The organism is Bradyrhizobium sp. Ses1 (assembly GCF_059512365.1).
In genome coordinates this window covers 48,485-67,556 of sequence record NZ_JCAMOQ010000007.1, presented here as the reverse complement: position 1 = coordinate 67,556, position 19,072 = coordinate 48,485, and the positions used below count along the sequence as shown (strand labels likewise).

Sequence of the window (19,072 nt, the reverse complement as noted above, 5' to 3'; positions counted from 1 at the left end):
GCGGCACCGCGAACAACAACAATAACCCCGCCGATTCATGGCCAACTTAACTGCCGATTATGTTTTTATCGTATTTAATGCGAAATTATATTCACGCCAGTTTAATTGCAAAATAAACAAAATGGCAATAGCAATATATTGCTCGTATTGAGATGCAGCCCGTGCCAGACCGCCGCCAATTCGCGATGGCGTTGATTAGTATTCACGTATGCTCTCATCCAAGCCGCGCAGCAGCGGATAAAGGAAATAGGACATCACGCTGCGCCGCCCGACCTTCATCTCGGCGGTCACCGCCATGCCGGGGATGAATTGAGCGCGCTCCGCCGGCAGCCGAAGGTGCGTATCGGACAAGTCGACCAATACGCGGTAATAGGGAGCGGTCGGACGGTGCGCACCTTCGGCTTTCGGATCCGGCGGGAACGAGTCCTGGCTGATGACGGCTACCTCGCCTTTGGCCGTTCCGTATTTCTGGAACGGAAAGGCATCAAACTTGATCCGGACAGGCTGACCGACCGAAACCTGGCCGACGTCCTTGCCCTCGACGTTGACCTCGGCCCGCAGCGGCACATCGCGGGGAACAAGCACGAACATCGGCTCGGCCTCACGGGCGACTGAACCGACAGTTCGGTTGGCAATGTCGAGCACGATTGCATCGGCCGGCGCCTTCAGCACGATCAGCTGCCGGCGAAGCTCAGCTTTCTTGAGGTCTTCCGCCGCGCTGTCCCGCTTCGCCAGTGTCTCCACGAGGTCCTGATAAGCCGTCTTGCGAAAATCCTCGGCGTAGACCTTCTGGTCCGCCTCGGCTTTGTCGAGGCGATGCGTGTAATCGGCGATATTGCCGCGGACGCGCGCCAGGTTGCTTTCCACGTCGAGGCGGGCATCGCGCGACAGCAGCAGGTTCAGCTTCGAACCGACTTCCTTGTCCATCAGCGTCGCACGCATGACCTCGATCGACTTCATGGTTTCGAGCCGCTGAAGCAGCACTGTCTCTTCGTTCTCCGCAGTCCTTAGGTTGGCGCGTGCGGACGCGATTTGAGCTTGATAATTCTCCACCTGCGCATCGTAGGCCGCCTTGCGCTGTAGGAACATCTTGCGCTGCAGGACCTGGTCGGCATTGGCGGATTCGCCGATGACATACTCCTCACCATTCAACTCAGCCTTGAGGCGGTCAATGGCGGCATTGAACACACCGACCTTGCTGTTCAACTGGTCGAGATCCGCCTGCGAGAAAGTTGGATCGAGCGTCGCCAGCAGGTCGCCGCGATTGACCCGGTCGCCCGGCTTGACATGTATCTCGCGGATCACGGAGGTCTCGAGCGGCTGGACGACGATATTGGGACGCGTGGTGACCAGCTTGCCCTGCGCCGTCACGATCATGTCGACCTGCGACCCCGCGGCCCAGCCGATCGCGGTGAGTATCAGAGCCAGGACGCAATAGAGCGTCACGCGGGCGATCCGCGGCGGCGCCCGATGCTCGACCTCGATCGCGTCGGATTGGAATTCCGTCACTACCTGCGGCCGGCGCCTGGTGGGCCGGAATAGTCCGCGCCGCCGCCGTTCGGTCGTCCGCACCGGGGCGTTTGCATCGCTGCCGGATTTCTCAGGCTTGGTCATGCGATCTGCTTCGTCTGCTGGTTCCAGAGATGTCGGTAAATCATGCACTTCGACAGCAACCGGTCGTGATGATCGACGTCGACGATCCGGCCGCGATCGATCACGAGTATCTGGTTCGCGTCCGCGAGCATCGACAGCCGGTGCGAGACGATGATGACGGTGCGCCCCTCAGCGATACGGCGCAGATTGCGCCGGATGATCATCTCACTTTCGGAATCGAGCGCGCTTGTTGCCTCGTCCAGAATCAGGATGCGCGGATTGACGATCAGCGCCCTGGCGATCGCGAGGCGCTGCTTCTGCCCGCCCGACAGATTCGAGGCATCCTCCTCGAGCATGGTGTCGAAACCGCGCGGGAGCCGTTCGATGAATTCATCGGCCCCTGCGAGCTGGGCTGCGCGCACGACCTCTGCAAAGGTCGCATCGCGCTTCACGCAGGCGATATTGTCGCGAACCGTGCCGCGAAACAGGAAATTATCCTGCAAAACCAATCCGAGATTTTGGCGCAGGTGAGCGAGATCGAGTTCCCTCGAGTCGTATCCGTCAACGCGCAGCAGACCCTGCTGCACCGGATACATCCCGGAAATGAGCCGCGTTAGCGTCGTCTTGCCGGAGCCGCTTCGGCCGACAATTCCGAATATCGATCCCGGGGCGATAGAGAACGAGACGTCGTCCAACGCCGGCGCGCCTTCCGAGCCATAGCGGAACGAGACATTCTCGAACTCGATCCTGCCGGCGAAGTCGGGCCGCAGCCCCTCGCGATTACCATCGCGTTCGGGTTTCTGGTTCATCACCTCGCCCAGCATCTTCACCGCCAGCGCGACTTCCTGATATTCATGAACCATGGTCACCAACTGGACCAGCGGTCCTGACACGCGCCCCGCCAGCATATTGAAGGCGACCAGGGCGCCGATGGTCATCTCGCCGCTGAAGACGTCGAGCGCCCCAAACGAGATGATGCCGAGGGTCATCATCTTCTCAAGAAATCCGGTGGTCGACTGGGCGGCCGCGGAAATCTTCTCGACGCCGAACCGCATCGTCACCGACTGTGCGCAGCGATCGTCCCAAACTCTGCTCTGCATCGGCTCCATCGCCAGCGACTTCACCGTGCGCATGCCGTGCACAGTCTCGACCAACAGAGCCTGCCGCGCGCCTTCCGCCTGGTACAGATTATAAAGACGGCGCCGGAACGGTCCCATCAGCAGCGCGACGACCAAGCCGCTCGCGGCGGTGAAGGCCAGCACTATGCATGTCAATTTGATGCTGTAGAACGCCAGCACCGGGATGAAGACGAATAGCGACAGCGCGTCGAGCGTGGTCAGGAACAGGCGACCGGTCAGGAACTCTCGAATTCGCGCCGCCTGTTGCATGTGCTTTACCAGCACGCCGGCCGAAACGTGCTCAAAGAACGTCACGGGCAGGCCAAGGAGGTGACCAAAGGTCTTGGTTGCTACCCGGATATCGACCTTGTTGGTCGCATAGAGCAAAAGATAGCGCCGCAGAAAGCCGAATATCGCGTCGAACGCCAGGGCCGCAGTCGCACCGGCCGCCAGCACATAGAGCGTGGTGAAGCTCTCGTGCACAAGGACCTTGTCGATGACGAGCTGGAAGAAGATCGGTGTCGCGAGCCCCAGTGCATAGAGCATGATGGCGGCGATCGCGACGTCGACAAACAGTCGCCACTGACGCGCCAGTTCGGGGATGAACCAGCGCAGCCCGAATGTGGGCCGATGGTCCGACGCAAGCCGCTCGCGCTTGATCAGGATAGCCTCGCCGCCCCATCGGGCGCAGAAGCTATCCCTGTCGACGATCAGAGGCTCGTCCCGGCGCTCGGCGAGCGGATCGAACACGCTAACCGCTTCCGCACCATCGGCTCCCTGCCCTGCCGCGAGAACGACGATCCAGTTGCCGTTCGAAAGTCGGAGCAGAGCCGGATAAGCCTCTCCCAACCGAAACAGCGCACCCCAGTCAAGCTGCGTGCGCGTTGCGCGCATGCCCGCTTCCTTCGCCATCCGCAGCAGTCGCGTTGCCGAGACAGGGACCCCGTCGATGGCGTAGCTGTGCTTGAGCCGCTCAACCGGCAGATCGACGCCATGATAGGCGGCGATCTTTGCGAGACATTCAAGTTCTGTCCGCAAGGCCGGGCGCAAGGTCTCGTCGGCGTTCACGGGCGACGCTTCCGCGCCCGTGAGGTCGGCTTCAACGGAAATTGCTTGAGGCATTGGGGGACCGTGGGCTGTTGGGCGGTTCGCGATCCGTCGAAGTGGTCGGGGCCTGGCCGGCCTGTCCTTTCGGCGGGTTGCGCCGCACCGCGCCAGCGTCGACCAGTCCCTGCAGCGCGTTCTGCATCACCTCGACCGAGTTCGCGAACGACTCCACGGAAAAAATCAGCCTTTGCCGGAACACCTTCTTCGGCGCATTGTTGGCGTCGCGTTCGGTCGGCGAAAGGCTGACCAGATCGACCCGGACGATCGACCCGCCAATGGTGATCTCTTCTACCCCGTCAGTATAGAGCTCGTCGTGCATCAAAGCCTCCAATGCTGCCAACTTCAGCCCCGCCTCGACCTGCAGCCGGGGGATCGACGCTGACGATAGTCACGGACCTGGAGCGGCCGATCGAGGCCCGGGCTGTTGCTGCTTCGATATCCGTCCGGCCCACGGAAATGGCGGAAAGCCGAAAGCTGGGCATCGGAGTCATCAAACAAAACCCCTGGTTCCCGTCTCCGCATCTCCAGCACCCGAAATGACCAGCCGGATATTCTGGAAAATAAATAAAGAACGCGGAAAATTAAATGTCAATCGATTATGTCGCAATCACACGACATATATATTATCTCGGACGTTATCTATCGCTGAATCCAGATTCGGGGAAGCGCGACGCGGCTTCCCCTCAACCCATTCACCAACAAGACTGTTTTCCGACTGAATGAAGATTTGGCTAGGAAGCAAGCGTCAATTCGCCCATAGCGGCCACGGACGAACCTCCCGTTCTCCGCGATTTTGCGGACATGCTTGCGGGAGTCATTCAACCGCCTCACACATTAAATACTCGCGAGCAGCCCGTTCAGCATCCGAAAATTAACTATCTTACATTTAATTTGAACAAACCACATTTTCCGGTATATTTATTAAGTGCAGGGCAGCACGGCGCCCGGCATTCGGCGGGCCATGCCAATTTACGCGGGCGGCGGCACGGCGGGATTCACCAGGTGGCGGAGGCGAACACCGAATGCTCCAGAGCAATATGCTGCAAACCGACAGGCTTGGCGCGCCAGTCTACAATGATGTGGCCGGGAGCGGCGGCGTCAGTGAACTCATTAATACCGCCGTTGCATTCCTGCGACGACAGTACGTGGTGATCATTCTTGCAACCTCACTCGGCGTGACGGCTTGCCTGATCTATCTGCGGATCACGCCGCCGACCTATACCGCCCAGGTTCAGGTCATGCTTGAGAATCCCAAGGCGCAATTCATCCAGCAACAGTCGCTCCTGGCTGAGCCGGCCTTCGATCGCACCCTGTTCGAAACTCAGGTAGAGATCCTCAAATCGAGAGGTATGGCAGTCCGGATCATCACTCAGTTCAAGCTTGCCGACGATCCCGATTTCAACGCGCCGGCATGGACGTTGTCCTCTTTGCTTCAGCGAGTTCGCGCTGTATTTGGATCGTCTCCGTCGCAGGATATGCAACTGCCTGCGGCGAGCGAGCCGCAGGATGGCATCATCACGGCGTTTCAGAGCCGGGTTGCAGTAACCCGAATCAACTACAGCAATTTGATCGAGATCGGCTACAGTTCAAGCACCCCCATACGGGCAGCCGAGATCGCCAACGCGATCGCGAGCGTCTACCTTGCCGACCAGGAAAAAGTCAGGCTGGAGACAAATCGTCGGGCAGGGGAATGGATGCAGGAGAGGCTACGGGAGCTTGGAGATCAGGCTCTCGCGGCCGAACGCGCGGTCAGCGCCTTTAAATCCAAGAACAACCTCGTTTCCGCCGGAGGAAAGCCGATCGACGAGCAGCAGGTAGCGGACCTCAGCACCCGGTTGGTCGCCGCTCGCACCCAAACGTCCGAGGCGCTCGCCAAGTTGAATCGCTATGAGGCGATCCTGGAAGCCAACCCACCGAACTCATCATCGATCGGCAATTTGGATGCAGCCGGCGTGGATGCACTTAGCAGCCCCATCATCACCAGCCTTCGGCAGCAATATCTTGAGCTGGAGCGGCGCGTAGCGGAGTGGGCGCCACGTTTTGGCCGCGACCACGCCGCGGTCGTAAACTTACGAAATCGGATGCGCGAGCTTCGCGGGTCGATCCTCGACGAGGTCAAGCGGTATGCGGAGACGAGCCGGAGCGAATTGGAGGTCGCCAAGCAGCGGCAGCAGGAGATTGAGAGGCGAATGGCCGAGGCTGTGGAGCAGTCGCGCACGACAAACCTGGCCGAGATCACGATACGCGAATTAGAAAGCAAGGCGAAAAGCTTGCGCAGCCTGCACGATACGTTCCTGCAGCGCTATGTCGGCTCGGCGCAGCAAGAAGGCTTTCCTATCGCGGAGGCGCGGGTGATGTATCCCGCGGTGCCGCCACAGAGCAAGAGCAAACCGAAGGGACCGGTAATCATGATGATGGGTCTACTCGGCGGGCTTGGGCTGGGCTTGGGGCTCGGCCTGTTCAGGGAAATGATGGATCGCGTCTTCCGTACATCCTCGCAGATCGAAACCACGCTGGGATTACCATGCCTGTCCCTGGTGCCGGCATTGCGGGCCGAAAAGCGCTCGTCGCCTGCAAAGGCAACGTCATGGAACTCCGATCATGACATGCGGCAGCGAAAGATTTCTACCGGCTCGACATTTCACAGGACCGTCATCGGCAAGCCATTGTCCCGATACGCGGAGTCGATCCGCGCAATCAAACTCGCCATAGACCTCAATCCCAGCAAAGCCTCCAATCAGGTGATCGGCATCACCTCGGCCCTGCCCGACGAGGGTAAGACGACGATCGCAGCCTCGCTCGCCCAGCTCATCGCTCATAGCGGCAAGAGCGTCATCGTGGTCGATTGCGACCTTCGAAACCCGTCGCTTTCCGCCAGTCTCGCCGCGAACGCCACGACAGGCATCGTAGACGTCGTCAGTCACGGCAGGCAGATCGAGGAGACGATCTGGCGCGATCCGAAAACAAATCTGGCATTCCTGCCCGCCGCCAGCCGGACACCGGTGCTCCACACCAGCGAGATGCTGGCAGCGGATTCGATGCGCAAACTGTTCGATCAGCTAAGATCGGCCTATGACTATGTCATCGTCGATCTTCCGCCACTGACCCCACTGGTCGATGTTCGCTCGACGACGGCCTTCATCGACTGCTTTGTCCTTGTGGTGGAGTGGGGGCAGACGAAGGTCGAGGTCGTCAAGCACGCGCTGCACACTGCTCCCAATATCCACGAGTGTCTGATCGGCGCGGTTCTCAACAAGACCGACATCAAGGCGATGTCTCGCTACGACACGCACCGCAGCGACTATTATCGCGACGAACATTATATCCGCTATGGGCTGACCGCCTCCAACTGAAGCGGATTCGATACCCGGTTCAGGATTGGGCGCCCCGCCTCTCCCCATCATGTTGCATATTGGCAACAAGCAGCGGTTGCATTTCGGGTCAATGCGATGATTCGCTGGCCTGAATCGCGTATTAATGTACCTTACCTGCAGTGGGACGACTTGGGGATATTCACCATTATCGCGCTGCAAACATGCGGGAGGATCGTCGCTGGTCTCCTGGCACTTTCTTGTGCCGGGTGCATCATCACGCCTGGATCCGGTCCGTTGGCGACAGATGTCCGATCCGCATCGGAAGGACTTGAGCCGGCCAGCCTCCCCTACGCCCTGGTCAAGCTGACTCCGGAAGTCGTCGAAGTTCTCGGTCGATACACGCCGAGGCTGTCGTCGGCCTTTGCCGACAGGACGCCGCCGAAAGCGTTCCGCTTCGGCATCGGCGACACCGTCAGCATCACCATATTCGAGTCCGCCGCCGGCGGCTTGTTTACATCGGACGCAGGCGTCCGCGCCGGCAACTTCGTTACGGTTCCAAACCAGGTGGTGGACGAAAGGGGCAATATCGCCGTTCCCTACGCTGGCACGATCCGGGCGCTGGGCCGCACCCCCTCGGAGATCCGTGACGACATCACAGACAAGCTCAAGGGCCGTGCCCTCGAGCCTCAGGTCATTGTCGCGGTGGCCGAGCAGAACACGTCCTTGGTGAGTGTCCTCGGCGACGTGCGTTCCGCTGGTCGCTTTCGTGCGAGCCCGTCCGCTGAACGCGTCATCGATGCCATCGCGCGCGCCGGCGGACCCGCCACCCAAGGCTATGACATGTGGGTGTCGCTCGAGCGCAAGGGACACCGGGCAAGCGTTCCGTTCGGCGCATTGATGTACGAGCCTTCCAACAACATCTACGTGCTGCCGAACGATGTCATCTATCTTTACAGCCAACCGCAGACCTTCGTCGCGTTCGGTGCGACCGGCCTTCAGGGGCAATTCAAGTTCGATGCGTGGCGCATCTCGCTCGCCGAGGCGATAGGCAAGCAGGGTGGCATGAATGATGGACAGGCCGATCCATCGTCAGTCTTCCTGTACAGGGGCGAGACGCGCGAAGTGGCGGCGCAGATTGGCGTCGATTGCAGGCCCTTTAAAGGCCCGATCGTTCCTGTCATTTATCTGATCAACTTGCGCGATCCTTCGGGCTATTTCCTCGCGCAAACCTTTGAAATGCGGAACAAGGACGTCATCTACACGTCGAATTCTGCCTCGGTCGAGACCACCAAGTTCCTGAACTTCCTGCGAACGATCATGGCCACGGCAAACGACCCGATCATCTACGCAACCAACGGCTACGCTCTCAAGGCTGCCACCGCGGGCCAACCAAGCACGGTGATCACGACACCGACCCCAATTACTTCACCATCGGTCACAGTTACCTCACCAGCGATCACTCGTTGATTCGGCGGGCTTACGCCCGGCGACGCTGCCGGCAGGGCATGATCTCCGGGAGGAGATCATGCGTCCCTTGATCAGGAGGCTCCGGGCCGGCGATGCGGAGCGAGGAAGCGCCCGCTTGCAACTGATCGCGCGCAGCATCTGCCATTGATTCTGCACGATCAGCGAGCTTACGCGCCAGGCGAGCCTCGATGCGCCACGTCGCCGCGCCGTCCTGGGGCTCCGGGAGAAGGCTCCATCGTTTGTCGTCCGATGCATCCTGATGCGGACGCGCGATGGATACAGGAACCGCTCTGGCGACGCGCGAACGGAGTGCGCCCCGGAAAAGACCGGCCATTTAAATTCATTTAATCTCGCAATTAATTCTTGCTCCATTTAACGCATTATTATAGATTAAATAATGGTTAAGACGGGCCACCCCGTGATCATTTCAAGCCAGCCATGAATTTCATAACCCGCAATATTGCAGCGGACGTCGATGGCGAGTTTGTCGCTCGTAGCTTCAGCCCAACGCTGAAGTCCGGACGAAGATGGCCGATCCGCTATCGCTCCATTGAGTTGTTCGCGACCTGCAGCGATGTCGCGATCATCGTGATCGCCAGCATTCTTTCCACACTGCTTTACCGGCTCCATGTGGGCGGAACCTCAGCTGATGTCAGTAAAGCGATAGGTTCCGCGATCGTCGTCTCGGCACTCTGCGTTTCCTTGCTAAAGACGCGAGGCATGTACAGGCCGGCTGAACTCCTCGCGCTTCGGCGTCAAGTCTATGCCGTTTGCCTCTCCTGGATGTTCGTGTTCGTTTTGCTTAGTGGGGCCGTCGGCGCCCTCAACATCGGCGCCGAACTCTCGCGCGGCGCCGGCATTGCATTTGCCGTCGTCGGCTTGGCGATGCTGATCGGACATCGGGTCGTCATGAGAGCCCTGCTATCGAAGGGCCTCAACGACCGGAAATTTTCCGGCGGCAACGTAGTGTTGATCACGGACCAGGCGCGATCGCAGGACACCGGGCTGGCGGCGGCGCTGACGGCACTGGGATTTCGCTTGGCTGGACATTTCAGCCTGCCTCGGCCCGGCGCCAGTTCAAGCTACCGCAGGCGGCTTAGCAGTCTCGTAGTCCGGCATGCACGCGGCTTCGACATCGAACAGATCATTGTGGAAGCGGATCCGAACCGATGGTGCGAGTTGCGCGAGTTCGTGGCCGAGCTGAGAGTCTTGCCGTTTCCGGTCGTCTTCGTTCCGGTCGGGGCTGCATCGGAGATGTTCGCGCGACCGACCCGGGATCTCGGCAGCACCATAGGCGTCGAGGTGCAGCGCGGGCCTCTCACCCCAATTGAATGCGCTGCCAAGCGAAGCATTGATCTGATCGGCGCTGGAATTTGCCTGATCATATTGGCGCCGCTGCTGGCGCTCGTTGCCATCATCATCAAGCTTGACTCGCCGGGCCCCGTCCTTTTCAGGCAGCAACGCTGCGGCTTCAACGGCCGTAGCTTTGCGATCTACAAGTTTCGGACCATGCGTGTGCTGGAGAATGGACCCTCGATCACCCAAGCCGGGCCCGCCGACAGCCGCGTGACCCGGATTGGCAAATGGCTGCGCAGGACCAGCATAGACGAGCTGCCGCAGCTCCTGAATGTCCTGGAAGGGAGCATGTCCCTGATCGGACCGCGACCGCATGCGATGGCGCACGACAGTCAATTCGACGAGGCGGTCCAACACTACGCGTTCCGCCGGCGGGTCAAGCCCGGGCTCACCGGTTGGGCTCAGATCCATGGTTGCCGCGGCCCCACGCCCACGAGGACTCTGATCGAGCAACGGGTCGAATTCGACCTGTGGTACATCGACAACTGGAGTCTACGACTGGATTTCGCAATTCTGCTCCGGACCCCAATGGAAGTATTGCGCGCGCGCAACGCCTTTTGACCGTATTCGGTCCTGATTGCATCAGAACCGACGCTGTTGGCGCGTTTCCTTCACGCAAACAGGTATCCACGTCGCCCGGAAACGCTCCAAGGATCGGATCGAAGCCGCTTTCGGCGATGGGCGCACAAATGAACGAACGCAAAACGGCTAAACCCGGATGGCATGGCTCGCATGCCTCCTCCAGGCTGTCGTTCGTCGACCAGGTAGGAGGATTTGCGATCCCGGACTTCGTCGCGGATCAGGCGCGCTGCCGGCCTTTCGAACCGCTCTCGCTGATCCGAAACTCTTCGATTTTCTTTCCTGATTTCATCGCGGCGACAAGCCACCGAGGCAGCTTGCCACGGCCCGACCAGGTCTCGGAGGTCTTCGGATTACGGTATTTCGGCAGCACTCTCGGATACTTCCGCCGCGGCTTCCCGCCCTGGAGCGTTCGCGCATCATCCGACTCGCGCGCGCCACCCACACCCCGGCTAAGAACCGCCAGCCGCTTCTCAAGTTCGCGCTTTTCCGCTTCGATCCGGGCCGACAATATCCCGCTGATCTCTTCATGAAGTGACCAGAGATCATCTAAAGACATGGACTTTAGTTCGATTTCTTTCGCCGACATGGTCGTCCCGCGGTTCCACCTTAATAATCGGCTGTCATATTGCCTCGTTCATTATTAATCAAGGGGAATACCAAAAAGTTCCAATGCAAGTTCTGGATAAATCAGTCATGCATACATTTATGCACCCACAGCCTATTGCAGAAGCTGCAACAGCCGAAGGTAACGCGCAATAAGATATGTTACCGAATTTGAGGGGCTACACGGCGCAGGACTCGCGCAGACCCCTGGCGCGGAACGCCGGCGCCTGACGTAATCGCCTCCCATGCCTCTTCCGCAGGCTCGGGATAACCCGCTTGCTTCTCCGGCGCATGAGTGGCCGTAACCGGCAGCGAATTACCTCGATATCCCTCAGGGCGAGACGTCGAAGCTCGATCTGGGCCTGCAAGGCGCGAATATCCCGCAGGGCGGCGGAAGGGACGACAAAGCGACTGACAGTCTCATGAAGATGGCAGAGGGGAAGCTCAATACGGTCCATTTCTCAAACCCTTACAATACCAACTTAAACCACATTTCCGCACAATTATTTATCTATTTAAACTCCGCAGATCGCCTGAAATTCCGCCATAGCTTGCCAATAAAAAACGAATTATCAAGCATTAAATAAATCATTGGATATAATATTTATGTCACATATAATGTCTTCCATTCACGTCGGCGCTCAGCGCTTTTTATCGCCTGAGCAGAGAGTGTGTTTTGTAGAGAAATTGCCCGCTCAGGCTCAAATTGGTCGCGAGAGCACGATGCGCAAATCCGATTTAGAGACGATGACTTTCGACGAGCTTTGGCTTCTCCACGAAGAGATTACGAAGATTTTGTCGGAGAGAATCACGGCCGAGAAGCTCGAGCTGGAGAAACGCTTGGCTCAACTCAATCCGCCCGAGCCGATGCAGGATAGTGCAGGTTCCGAGCCGGGCGCCGAACGGCCGCGCCGCAGATATCCACGGGTGCCGCCGAAATACTGCAACCCGATGGAGCCAACCGAAACCTGGTCCGGTCGCGGCAAACAACCCCGATGGCTCGTCGCCGCGCTGCAGTCCGGGCGCAAGCTGGAGGAGTTCAGAATCGAGGACAGCGACAAGGCGACGGACGACAACGCTCACCGCTCCTGAGCGCGTCGTTCGCCGAGATATCTTAGCTGTGCAACTGAACAGGCGCCGCGCCGCGCGTGTACTCGAGGTGCCTGGCGAGACTGGTACGGATGCCCGAAATCTCACCCAGAAGAACGTCGCAGAGTTGAATTCGGGAGGCAATGACGGTTGGGTTGGCTCCCTCACCATTTAAAAGATGAAGCTGAATTTGCGCCTGCTTGATCGCGTTAAGGGAATCCCAAAGGACGCAATCACTCGACTTATAAATATTCCTCATTATTGACCCCCTCACCCAAACAAATGACCGGTGGTCGGCAATAGTCACTTTCGTTAGTCGGCGATCATCGATGATGGTTCATCTCGCCTGCGACAATTTTACACATGAAAATTCATCGCATGTCTTGCAGCTCGCCGGTCAAAAATTCGACGGCCGGACGAAAGACTGACTCGCGTTCATTTAAATAGTTTAAATCGAGCCACGAAACGAAGCAACTTAAATCGGGTGCAATGCGCAAGCATCGTTAGCTCTTTTCTCAAATCGAACTAAACACTTCCCGCACATGCGAGCGAGATCCCGTGTGGCTGGTCTGCAATAGTCGGCTCTCGCTCACGGATGAACGTATAGCGCCGATGCTGCAGTGCGCTACCGTCAGTCTACCCGGCGGCGCGGCTGCTCCGAGAACAGTGACCAGTTTCGTCGCCTGCGGCGTGCGCACTGCATCGAAGCGACGAATTCGCCGCCCGAGTGTTGCGGCGGGGGAACGCTCAACGAACCCGCACGGGCGAGCCGGAGGGTGGTCGGCCGGAAAGCCCTACAGACGGCAACGTGGGGAAACGCGCCTCCGGACGCTACCGCAGGTCACCGCCTTCGAGCGCGTCAGGGGTACGTCTCGCGGGGAAGAACGCCTCGTCCAGGTCGAAGTTGATCGACTCCCGTTTGCTGGCAAGGCGTCGAAGGTTGCCCAACGTGCCCCGGGGCGCATCGCAGTGACCGCATCGGATCGGGGTCGAGGACGGAGCCCCCTCCGCAAGGTCGATCCGAATGCTCAGTGAGTTGCAATTGTCGCAAACTAGCTTGAACTCGGCATGACGGTCCATCAGTGGCTCCCGGTCCTAAATCTCTTCTGAAATCGGATCAGCAAAATTCAATAAGCAGAACTTGGCTGGGAAGCCGCGCGTTCGCGTAGCGCATCCCCGAAGGCTCAAAGCCCAAGTCCGGATCATTATATTATTTATTTTTTGACGTCCAATTTATTATTATGAATTTAATTTGGATCGGACCTCGACCCACGCATTCTTGATGATGCAAGACCTTCTTGAATTGAATTCAGCCTGAAAAATAGGAGCGGATAACGCATTTGTGTACTTCGCGCACGCGTTCAGGTTGACGGCACCTCATTATGATCGTTGATTTAATTCTGATTTTAGCGGCGAAATTTATTGCTCGACTAAGAGGTAAAATAATATTAAATATCTTATTTAATTTGTAGCCGACCCATCGCGTTGGGGCTAGCGGGAAGGTGCCATGGTCGCGGCATCCATTGCAAGGATGAGCTTGCCGTCACGGTCGGCTGCTGCGTCGAGAAGCATGAGCTCTCGAACCGCCACGCGCCGTGTTGCGGTCCCACGATCCCCATCGGCACGGCCGCGCAGTACCGCGATGGCGCTCGCCCCCCTGACATTGCAGCCGCCGCTCCGAGACCTTTCCGGTCCGGACGACTGCCCCCTCGATCGGTTTTTTCAGGCTTATCCCCCCTCTCTCGTGAGGACCCAATTATGACGAAGGATTTCCAGGAAGCTTCTGGTTGGAGCCGTGCGGCTCTCGCATTGCAGAATTGGCAACGCGTTCTCCCGCGCGGGAAGAAAGCGGAAACCGAAGCCTCCATTGCAGGAGACGAAAACTCGTTCTTGTCCTTGGCAGCACTACGGTCACGGGAAACATCGGGGAACACCAATGCGCTCATAGCGCCGCTGTCCTTTGAAGCGGCGAAAGCCGGACTTGCGTCGGCGGCAGCAAGCCCCACCCCTGTCTCCGCGACGACTGAAGCCGCAACTTCAAATCCCGTCGTGATCCTCGGCGGCACCCCTTCGCCCCCCGTTGCTGCAGCTATCACCGGATCCATGCTCCCCACAACCTCTGCAGTGGCCACCCCGGCCAGTGCACCGCTTTGCTGCGGTTCGTGCGGCTACATCAATTGCCCAACCCAGGCGATGAGCCAGGGCAACACCAATGGGGCGCAGGCACAGTTGAACGGCCAATCGGTGCATAGTGGTGGGTCTGGAGCTGATTTCGTGCCGACCAACAAGGCCGGGCTCATCGGCAGTTCCACAAGCGCCACCATGTCGACGCAGGATGTGGCACCAGTGGCGAACCGGAACATACAGTTGCCTGGCGGCGGAGAGACCGCCACCGGCACGACAATGACCGGCCAGATCGGGATCCTGGGCGGCTCGGTCAAAACCGCCACACCGCAAGTCGCGCCGGCGGCATCACCCGGCCTCCGAGCGGCGGCCACGACAACGACCGCCACGGCTGCTGCGACAACAACTGCAACGGCTGCGGCGACATCAACCAACCCGATCGTCCTAGAAAATCAAAAGCAAGGAAATCCCGAAAGCGAGTGGGGAATCGACGGTGCGGGCGACTCGAACATCGAGGGCTTCGCCACGGACATCAGCGTCAATCACGGTTCCACGGTCAGCTTCAAAATCAATACCAATTCGACGCACTACAGGATCGATATCTATCGCCTCGGCTATTATGGCGGCATGGGTGCCCGAAAGGTCGCGACGATAGATCATACCGGCCTGCAGAATCAGCCGGCGCCGTTGCGGGACAATACGACGGGACTGGTCGACGCGGGCAACTGGTCCGTTTCGGCGAGTTGGAACGTTCCGGCGGATGCCGTGTCGGGCGTCTATATCGCAAAGCTCACGCGCCTGGATGGAACGGCGGGCGAGAACCAGATCCCCTTCATCGTGCGGGACGACAGCAGCCACAGCGATATCGTATTCCAAACCTCCGATGAGACCTGGCAGGCCTACAATGGATGGGGCGGAGCCAATTTCTATGGCGGTAACGGGCCGGCGACCGGCCAAGGCGCCGGCCGAGCCTACGCGGTAAGCTACAATCGTCCCATCGACACACGCGGCGGCATCGGGACGTTCGCCGGGCCGCAGGATTATCTGTTCGGCGCCGAATACGCCGGGATCTACTGGCTGGAGCAGAACGGATACGATGTCTCCTACATGGCGGGAGTAGACGTCGACCGTTTCGGCAGCCTGCTGCTCAACCACAAAGCCTATGTCGATGCCGGCCATGACGAATACTGGTCAGGCCAGCAGCGTACCAATGTCGAGGCCGCGCGCGATGCCGGCGTCAACCTGGCGTTCTGGAGCGGCAACGAAATGTACTGGCGCACCCGCTGGGGCAACAGCATCAGCAGCGACGCGACCGCTTATCGAACGTTGATTTCCTACAAGGAGACATGGGCGAACGCCTCGATCGATCCCACCAACCAATGGACCGGCACCTTCCGCGACCCGCGCTTCAGCCCGCCGGCGATCGGCGGCGGAAGTCCGGAGAACTCGGTGACCGGCCAGTTGTTCGAGGTCGATGATGTCGGCACCAATCTCGGAGCCATCACCATTCCCTACGCGGCCTCCCAACTGCGTTTCTGGCGAAATACCAGCGTCGCCAGTCTCCAGCCCGGCCAGACGGCGACGCTGGTGAAGAATTATCTCGGCTACGAGTGGGACGTGGCGGCCGACAACGGATTCGATCCGGCTGGCCTCGTCCGCCTCTCCTCGACCACGCTTCCAGTGTCCAGCTATCTGCTCGATTACGGCAACACAGTCGGCAACGCCGTCGCAACCCACAGCTTGACGCTTTATCGCGCGCTGAGCGGCGCCCTCGTCTTCGGCGCCGGCTCCGTGTATTGGCCCTGGGCCCTGAGCGACAATCACGACAAGGAAGTGACGCCGACCGATCCGAATGCGCAACAGGCCATGGTCAACATGTTCGCCGACATGGGCATTCAGCCGGGCACGCTCCAATCGGGACTCGTGGCCGCCACTCCCTCGACCGATCACACGGCGCCGACCTCCACCATTAACCCGCTCGGGCCAATCAATGCAGGCGGCTTCGTCACGATCACCGGCACGGCGTCTGATGTCGGCGGCAAGGTCGGTGGTATCGAAGTCTCGACCGACAATGGTGCGACTTGGTATACGGCGACAATAAGCAATGGGACATGGAGTTATTCCTGGTCCCCACAGGTTGCGGGCACCTATACGATCCGCTCCCGGGCTGTCGACGACAGTGTCAATCTCGAAACGCCTTCGGCCGGTCGCACGGTCACGGTCGGGCCACAGCCCTTCGTTTCGCTGTTCGCTGGATCGGCAACCCCCGCCGTCGTGAACACCACCGATCAGAGCGCTGTCGAACTCGGGGTGAGGTTTAAGGCCTCGGTGGCCGGCACCGTCACCGGCATCCGGTTCTACAAGAGCAGCCTGGATACAGGCACTCACACCGGCGAGCTCTGGTCAAGCACCGGCGTGAAGCTCGCGACCATCACTTTCACCAACGAAACGGCGAGCGGCTGGCAAAGTGCGACCTTCTCCACACCGATCACCTTGACGCCGGGCCAGATCTATACCGCGTCCTATCACACCAATGTCGGAAACTATTCCAACACGAATAACTTCTTCACCTCGGACGTGGTCAATGGACCGCTGACCGCGCCCGCCAGCGGCAATGGCGTCTTTGCCTACGGCAGCAGCAGCCTGTTCCCGACGAGCACTTTCCAGGCAACGAACTTCTGGGTTGACGTCATGTTCAACCCCTCCTCGGGTAACACCAACCTGCCGCCGGTGGCGGCAAACGACGTCGGCCCGAACGTGACGCAAAACACGGCGGTTACGCTTACGGCAGCGTCCCTGATCAGCAATGACAGCGATCCCAATGGTGATCCTCTGACCATCACCGCGGTGAGCGGGGCCAGCCACGGGACCGTCACGCTCAACGTGCAGAGCAATCCGCAAAACAACACGATCACCTTCACGCCGGACGCTGGCTATACCGGCAACGCGAGCTTCACCTACACGGTTTCGGACGGACGCGGCGGCACGGCTACCGCCAATGTCAGCCTCACCGTGCTGGCACCAGGGCAAACGCCGGTGAGCCTGTTCAGCGCATCCAGCACGCCAGCGGGCAGTTTCAATGACGGCTCGGCGCTTGAAGTCGGCGTGAAGTTCACCACCTCCGTAGCTGGTCAAATCACCGCGCTCAAATTCTACCGCAGTGCCACCGACACCGGTCCTGACGTTCTCGACCTCTGGAGCGCGACCGGCGTCAATCTGGCAACAGTCACCTTCACCAATACCACGGCCAGCGGCTGGCAGACGGTTGCACTGCCGACGCCCGTCGCCCTCACCGCCAACACGACGTACGTCGCCTCCTATCACACCACCGGCGCCTATGTTGCGACCAGCAACTTCTTCACAAGCGCCGTCACCAACGGACCCCTGACGGCGACCGCCGGCGGCAACGGCGTCTACTCTTATGGCGGCACCAACACCACCGGCACCTTCCCCACCAGCACTTGGAACGCCTCCAATTACTGGGCCGATGTCGTGTTCCTCCCGTCCGCGTCGGGCGGCCCAGCGGACACCGCGCCGACGGCTGTTGCCGACGTCGCCGACGCGACCGAGAAAGGCGGCGTCGCCAACGGTTCGGGCGGCTCGCCCGCCACCGGCAACGTCCTCACCAACGATACCGACCCCGATGCCGGCGACACCAAGACCGTCACCGCGGTCCGCTTTAGTGCGACAGCGGGTACGCTCGGCACCGCACTCGCCGGTGCGCACGGCAGCCTCGTGCTCAACGCCAACGGTACGTTCACCTATACCGTCAACGAGAACGATTCCGCCGTGCAGGCGTTGCGGCTGTCAACGAACACGATAACCGACAGCTTCAGCTACACCATGCGTGATACCGCGGGCCTGACCTCGAGCACCACGCTCACCATCACCATCCACGGCGCTGATGACGCACCGGTGCTCGCGACCCAGACCGCCAACCAGAACGCAACCGTCGGCTCAGCGTTCTCGCTGGTGCTGCCTGCCAATACCTTCACCGACGTCGATGCCGGTGATACCCTGACCTATGCGGCCACGTCCGCCGACGGCACCGCCCTGCCCGGCTGGCTCAGCTTCAACGCGTCCACCCGCACATTGAGCGGCACGCCGGCGGCCGCCAATGTCGGCACCGCCAGCATCAAGGTGACAGCCACCGACCTTGCGGGCGCTGCCACCAGCGAGACCTTCAATATCGCGGTGTCCACCACGCCCCCGCCTGCGCCGGTCAGCCTGTTCAGCGCATCCAGCACGCCGGCCGGCAGTTTCAACGACGGCCAGCAGGTTGAACTTGGCGTGAAGTTCACCTCTTCGGTCGCCGGCCAGATCACCGCGCTCAAGTTCTACCGGAGCGCCAGCGACACCGGCCCTGATGTCGTCGACCTCTGGAGCGCCACCGGCACCAGGCTCGCGACCGCCACTTTCACCAACACGACGGCGAGCGGCTGGCAGACAGTCCAACTGCCGACGCCCGTCTCCATCAACGCAAACACCACCTACATCGCGTCCTATCACACCACCGGCGCTTATGTGGCGAGCGGCGGCGGCTTCAATTCTCCCGTCACCAGCGGGCCGCTGACGGCGCCCTCGAGCGCGAGCGCGGGCGGCAACGGCGTCTATGGCTATGGCGGCAACAGCACGACCGGGCTGTTCCCGACCAGTACGTTCAACTCTGCCAATTACTGGGCCGATGTTGTGTTCCAGCCCCAACTGGTCGGTTAGCGT

The 19,072-nt window shown here is 59.9% G+C and carries 10 protein-coding genes; 5 read left to right on the top strand and 5 right to left on the bottom strand.

The genetic code is table 11. The features are described 5' to 3' along the window. Positions 1–195: 195 nt before the first annotated feature. Genes AC5ZG5_RS11290 through AC5ZG5_RS11280 form a run of 3 tightly spaced genes read right to left on the bottom strand, consistent with a single transcriptional unit; the run spans position 196 to position 4,137 of the window. Positions 196–1,614: an HlyD family type I secretion periplasmic adaptor subunit gene (locus tag AC5ZG5_RS11290; RefSeq protein ID WP_456641885.1), complete on the bottom strand. Its 1,419-nt coding sequence runs from the start codon at positions 1,612–1,614 to the stop codon at positions 196–198. After that, complete coding sequence (locus AC5ZG5_RS11285) at positions 1,611–3,761, bottom strand: peptidase domain-containing ABC transporter (RefSeq protein WP_456642017.1); 2,151 nt, start codon at positions 3,759–3,761, stop codon at positions 1,611–1,613. The genes AC5ZG5_RS11290 and AC5ZG5_RS11285 overlap by 4 nt, the downstream gene beginning before the upstream one ends. 49 nt (positions 3,762–3,810) lie before the next feature. Beyond that, positions 3,811–4,137 carry a hypothetical protein gene (locus AC5ZG5_RS11280; RefSeq protein WP_028166733.1) on the bottom strand — a complete coding sequence of 109 codons (327 nt, stop codon included), beginning with the start codon at positions 4,135–4,137 and terminating at the stop codon, positions 3,811–3,813. Positions 4,138–4,840: 703 nt separating this feature from the next. On the opposite strand from AC5ZG5_RS11280, the gene AC5ZG5_RS11275 reads away from it, so the two are divergent. Together AC5ZG5_RS11275 and AC5ZG5_RS11270 are read left to right on the top strand one after the other, a co-directional pair. Further along, positions 4,841–7,171 carry a polysaccharide biosynthesis tyrosine autokinase gene (locus AC5ZG5_RS11275; RefSeq protein WP_456641884.1) on the top strand — a complete coding sequence of 777 codons (2,331 nt, stop codon included), beginning with the start codon at positions 4,841–4,843 and terminating at the stop codon, positions 7,169–7,171. Positions 7,172–7,267: 96 nt separating this feature from the next. After that, a complete protein-coding gene (locus tag AC5ZG5_RS11270) occupies positions 7,268–8,599 on the top strand; it encodes a polysaccharide biosynthesis/export family protein (protein WP_456641883.1) in 1,332 nt (443 codons plus the stop codon). A gap of 390 nt (positions 8,600–8,989) precedes the next feature. Here the strand turns inward: AC5ZG5_RS11270 and AC5ZG5_RS11265 are convergent, their stop codons facing one another. Continuing rightward, on the bottom strand, positions 8,990–9,229 hold the full coding sequence (locus AC5ZG5_RS11265) for a hypothetical protein (protein WP_496165445.1): 240 nt from the start codon (positions 9,227–9,229) through the stop codon (positions 8,990–8,992). On the opposite strand from AC5ZG5_RS11265, the gene AC5ZG5_RS11260 reads away from it, so the two are divergent. Next, positions 9,188–10,516 (top strand): undecaprenyl-phosphate glucose phosphotransferase, encoded by a 1,329-nt coding sequence (locus AC5ZG5_RS11260; protein WP_496165444.1) that lies wholly within the window; start codon positions 9,188–9,190, stop codon positions 10,514–10,516. The genes AC5ZG5_RS11265 and AC5ZG5_RS11260 overlap by 42 nt on opposite strands. A gap of 238 nt (positions 10,517–10,754) precedes the next feature. Here AC5ZG5_RS11260 and AC5ZG5_RS11255 read toward each other — a convergent pair whose 3' ends face one another. Next, complete coding sequence (locus AC5ZG5_RS11255; protein ID WP_028169206.1) at positions 10,755–11,123, bottom strand: H-NS histone family protein; 369 nt, start codon at positions 11,121–11,123, stop codon at positions 10,755–10,757. A gap of 740 nt (positions 11,124–11,863) precedes the next feature. Between AC5ZG5_RS11255 and AC5ZG5_RS11250 the strand changes: the two genes are divergently transcribed. Then, complete coding sequence (locus AC5ZG5_RS11250; RefSeq protein WP_130225334.1) at positions 11,864–12,232, top strand: H-NS histone family protein; 369 nt, start codon at positions 11,864–11,866, stop codon at positions 12,230–12,232. A 2,271-nt stretch (positions 12,233–14,503) separates the two neighbouring features. Further along, the gene (locus AC5ZG5_RS11245) at positions 14,504–19,069 is read left to right on the top strand and encodes a DUF4082 domain-containing protein (RefSeq protein ID WP_456641881.1); all 4,566 of its coding nucleotides are present in this window, start codon (positions 14,504–14,506) and stop codon (positions 19,067–19,069) included. The last annotated feature ends 3 nt before the right edge of the window (positions 19,070–19,072 follow it).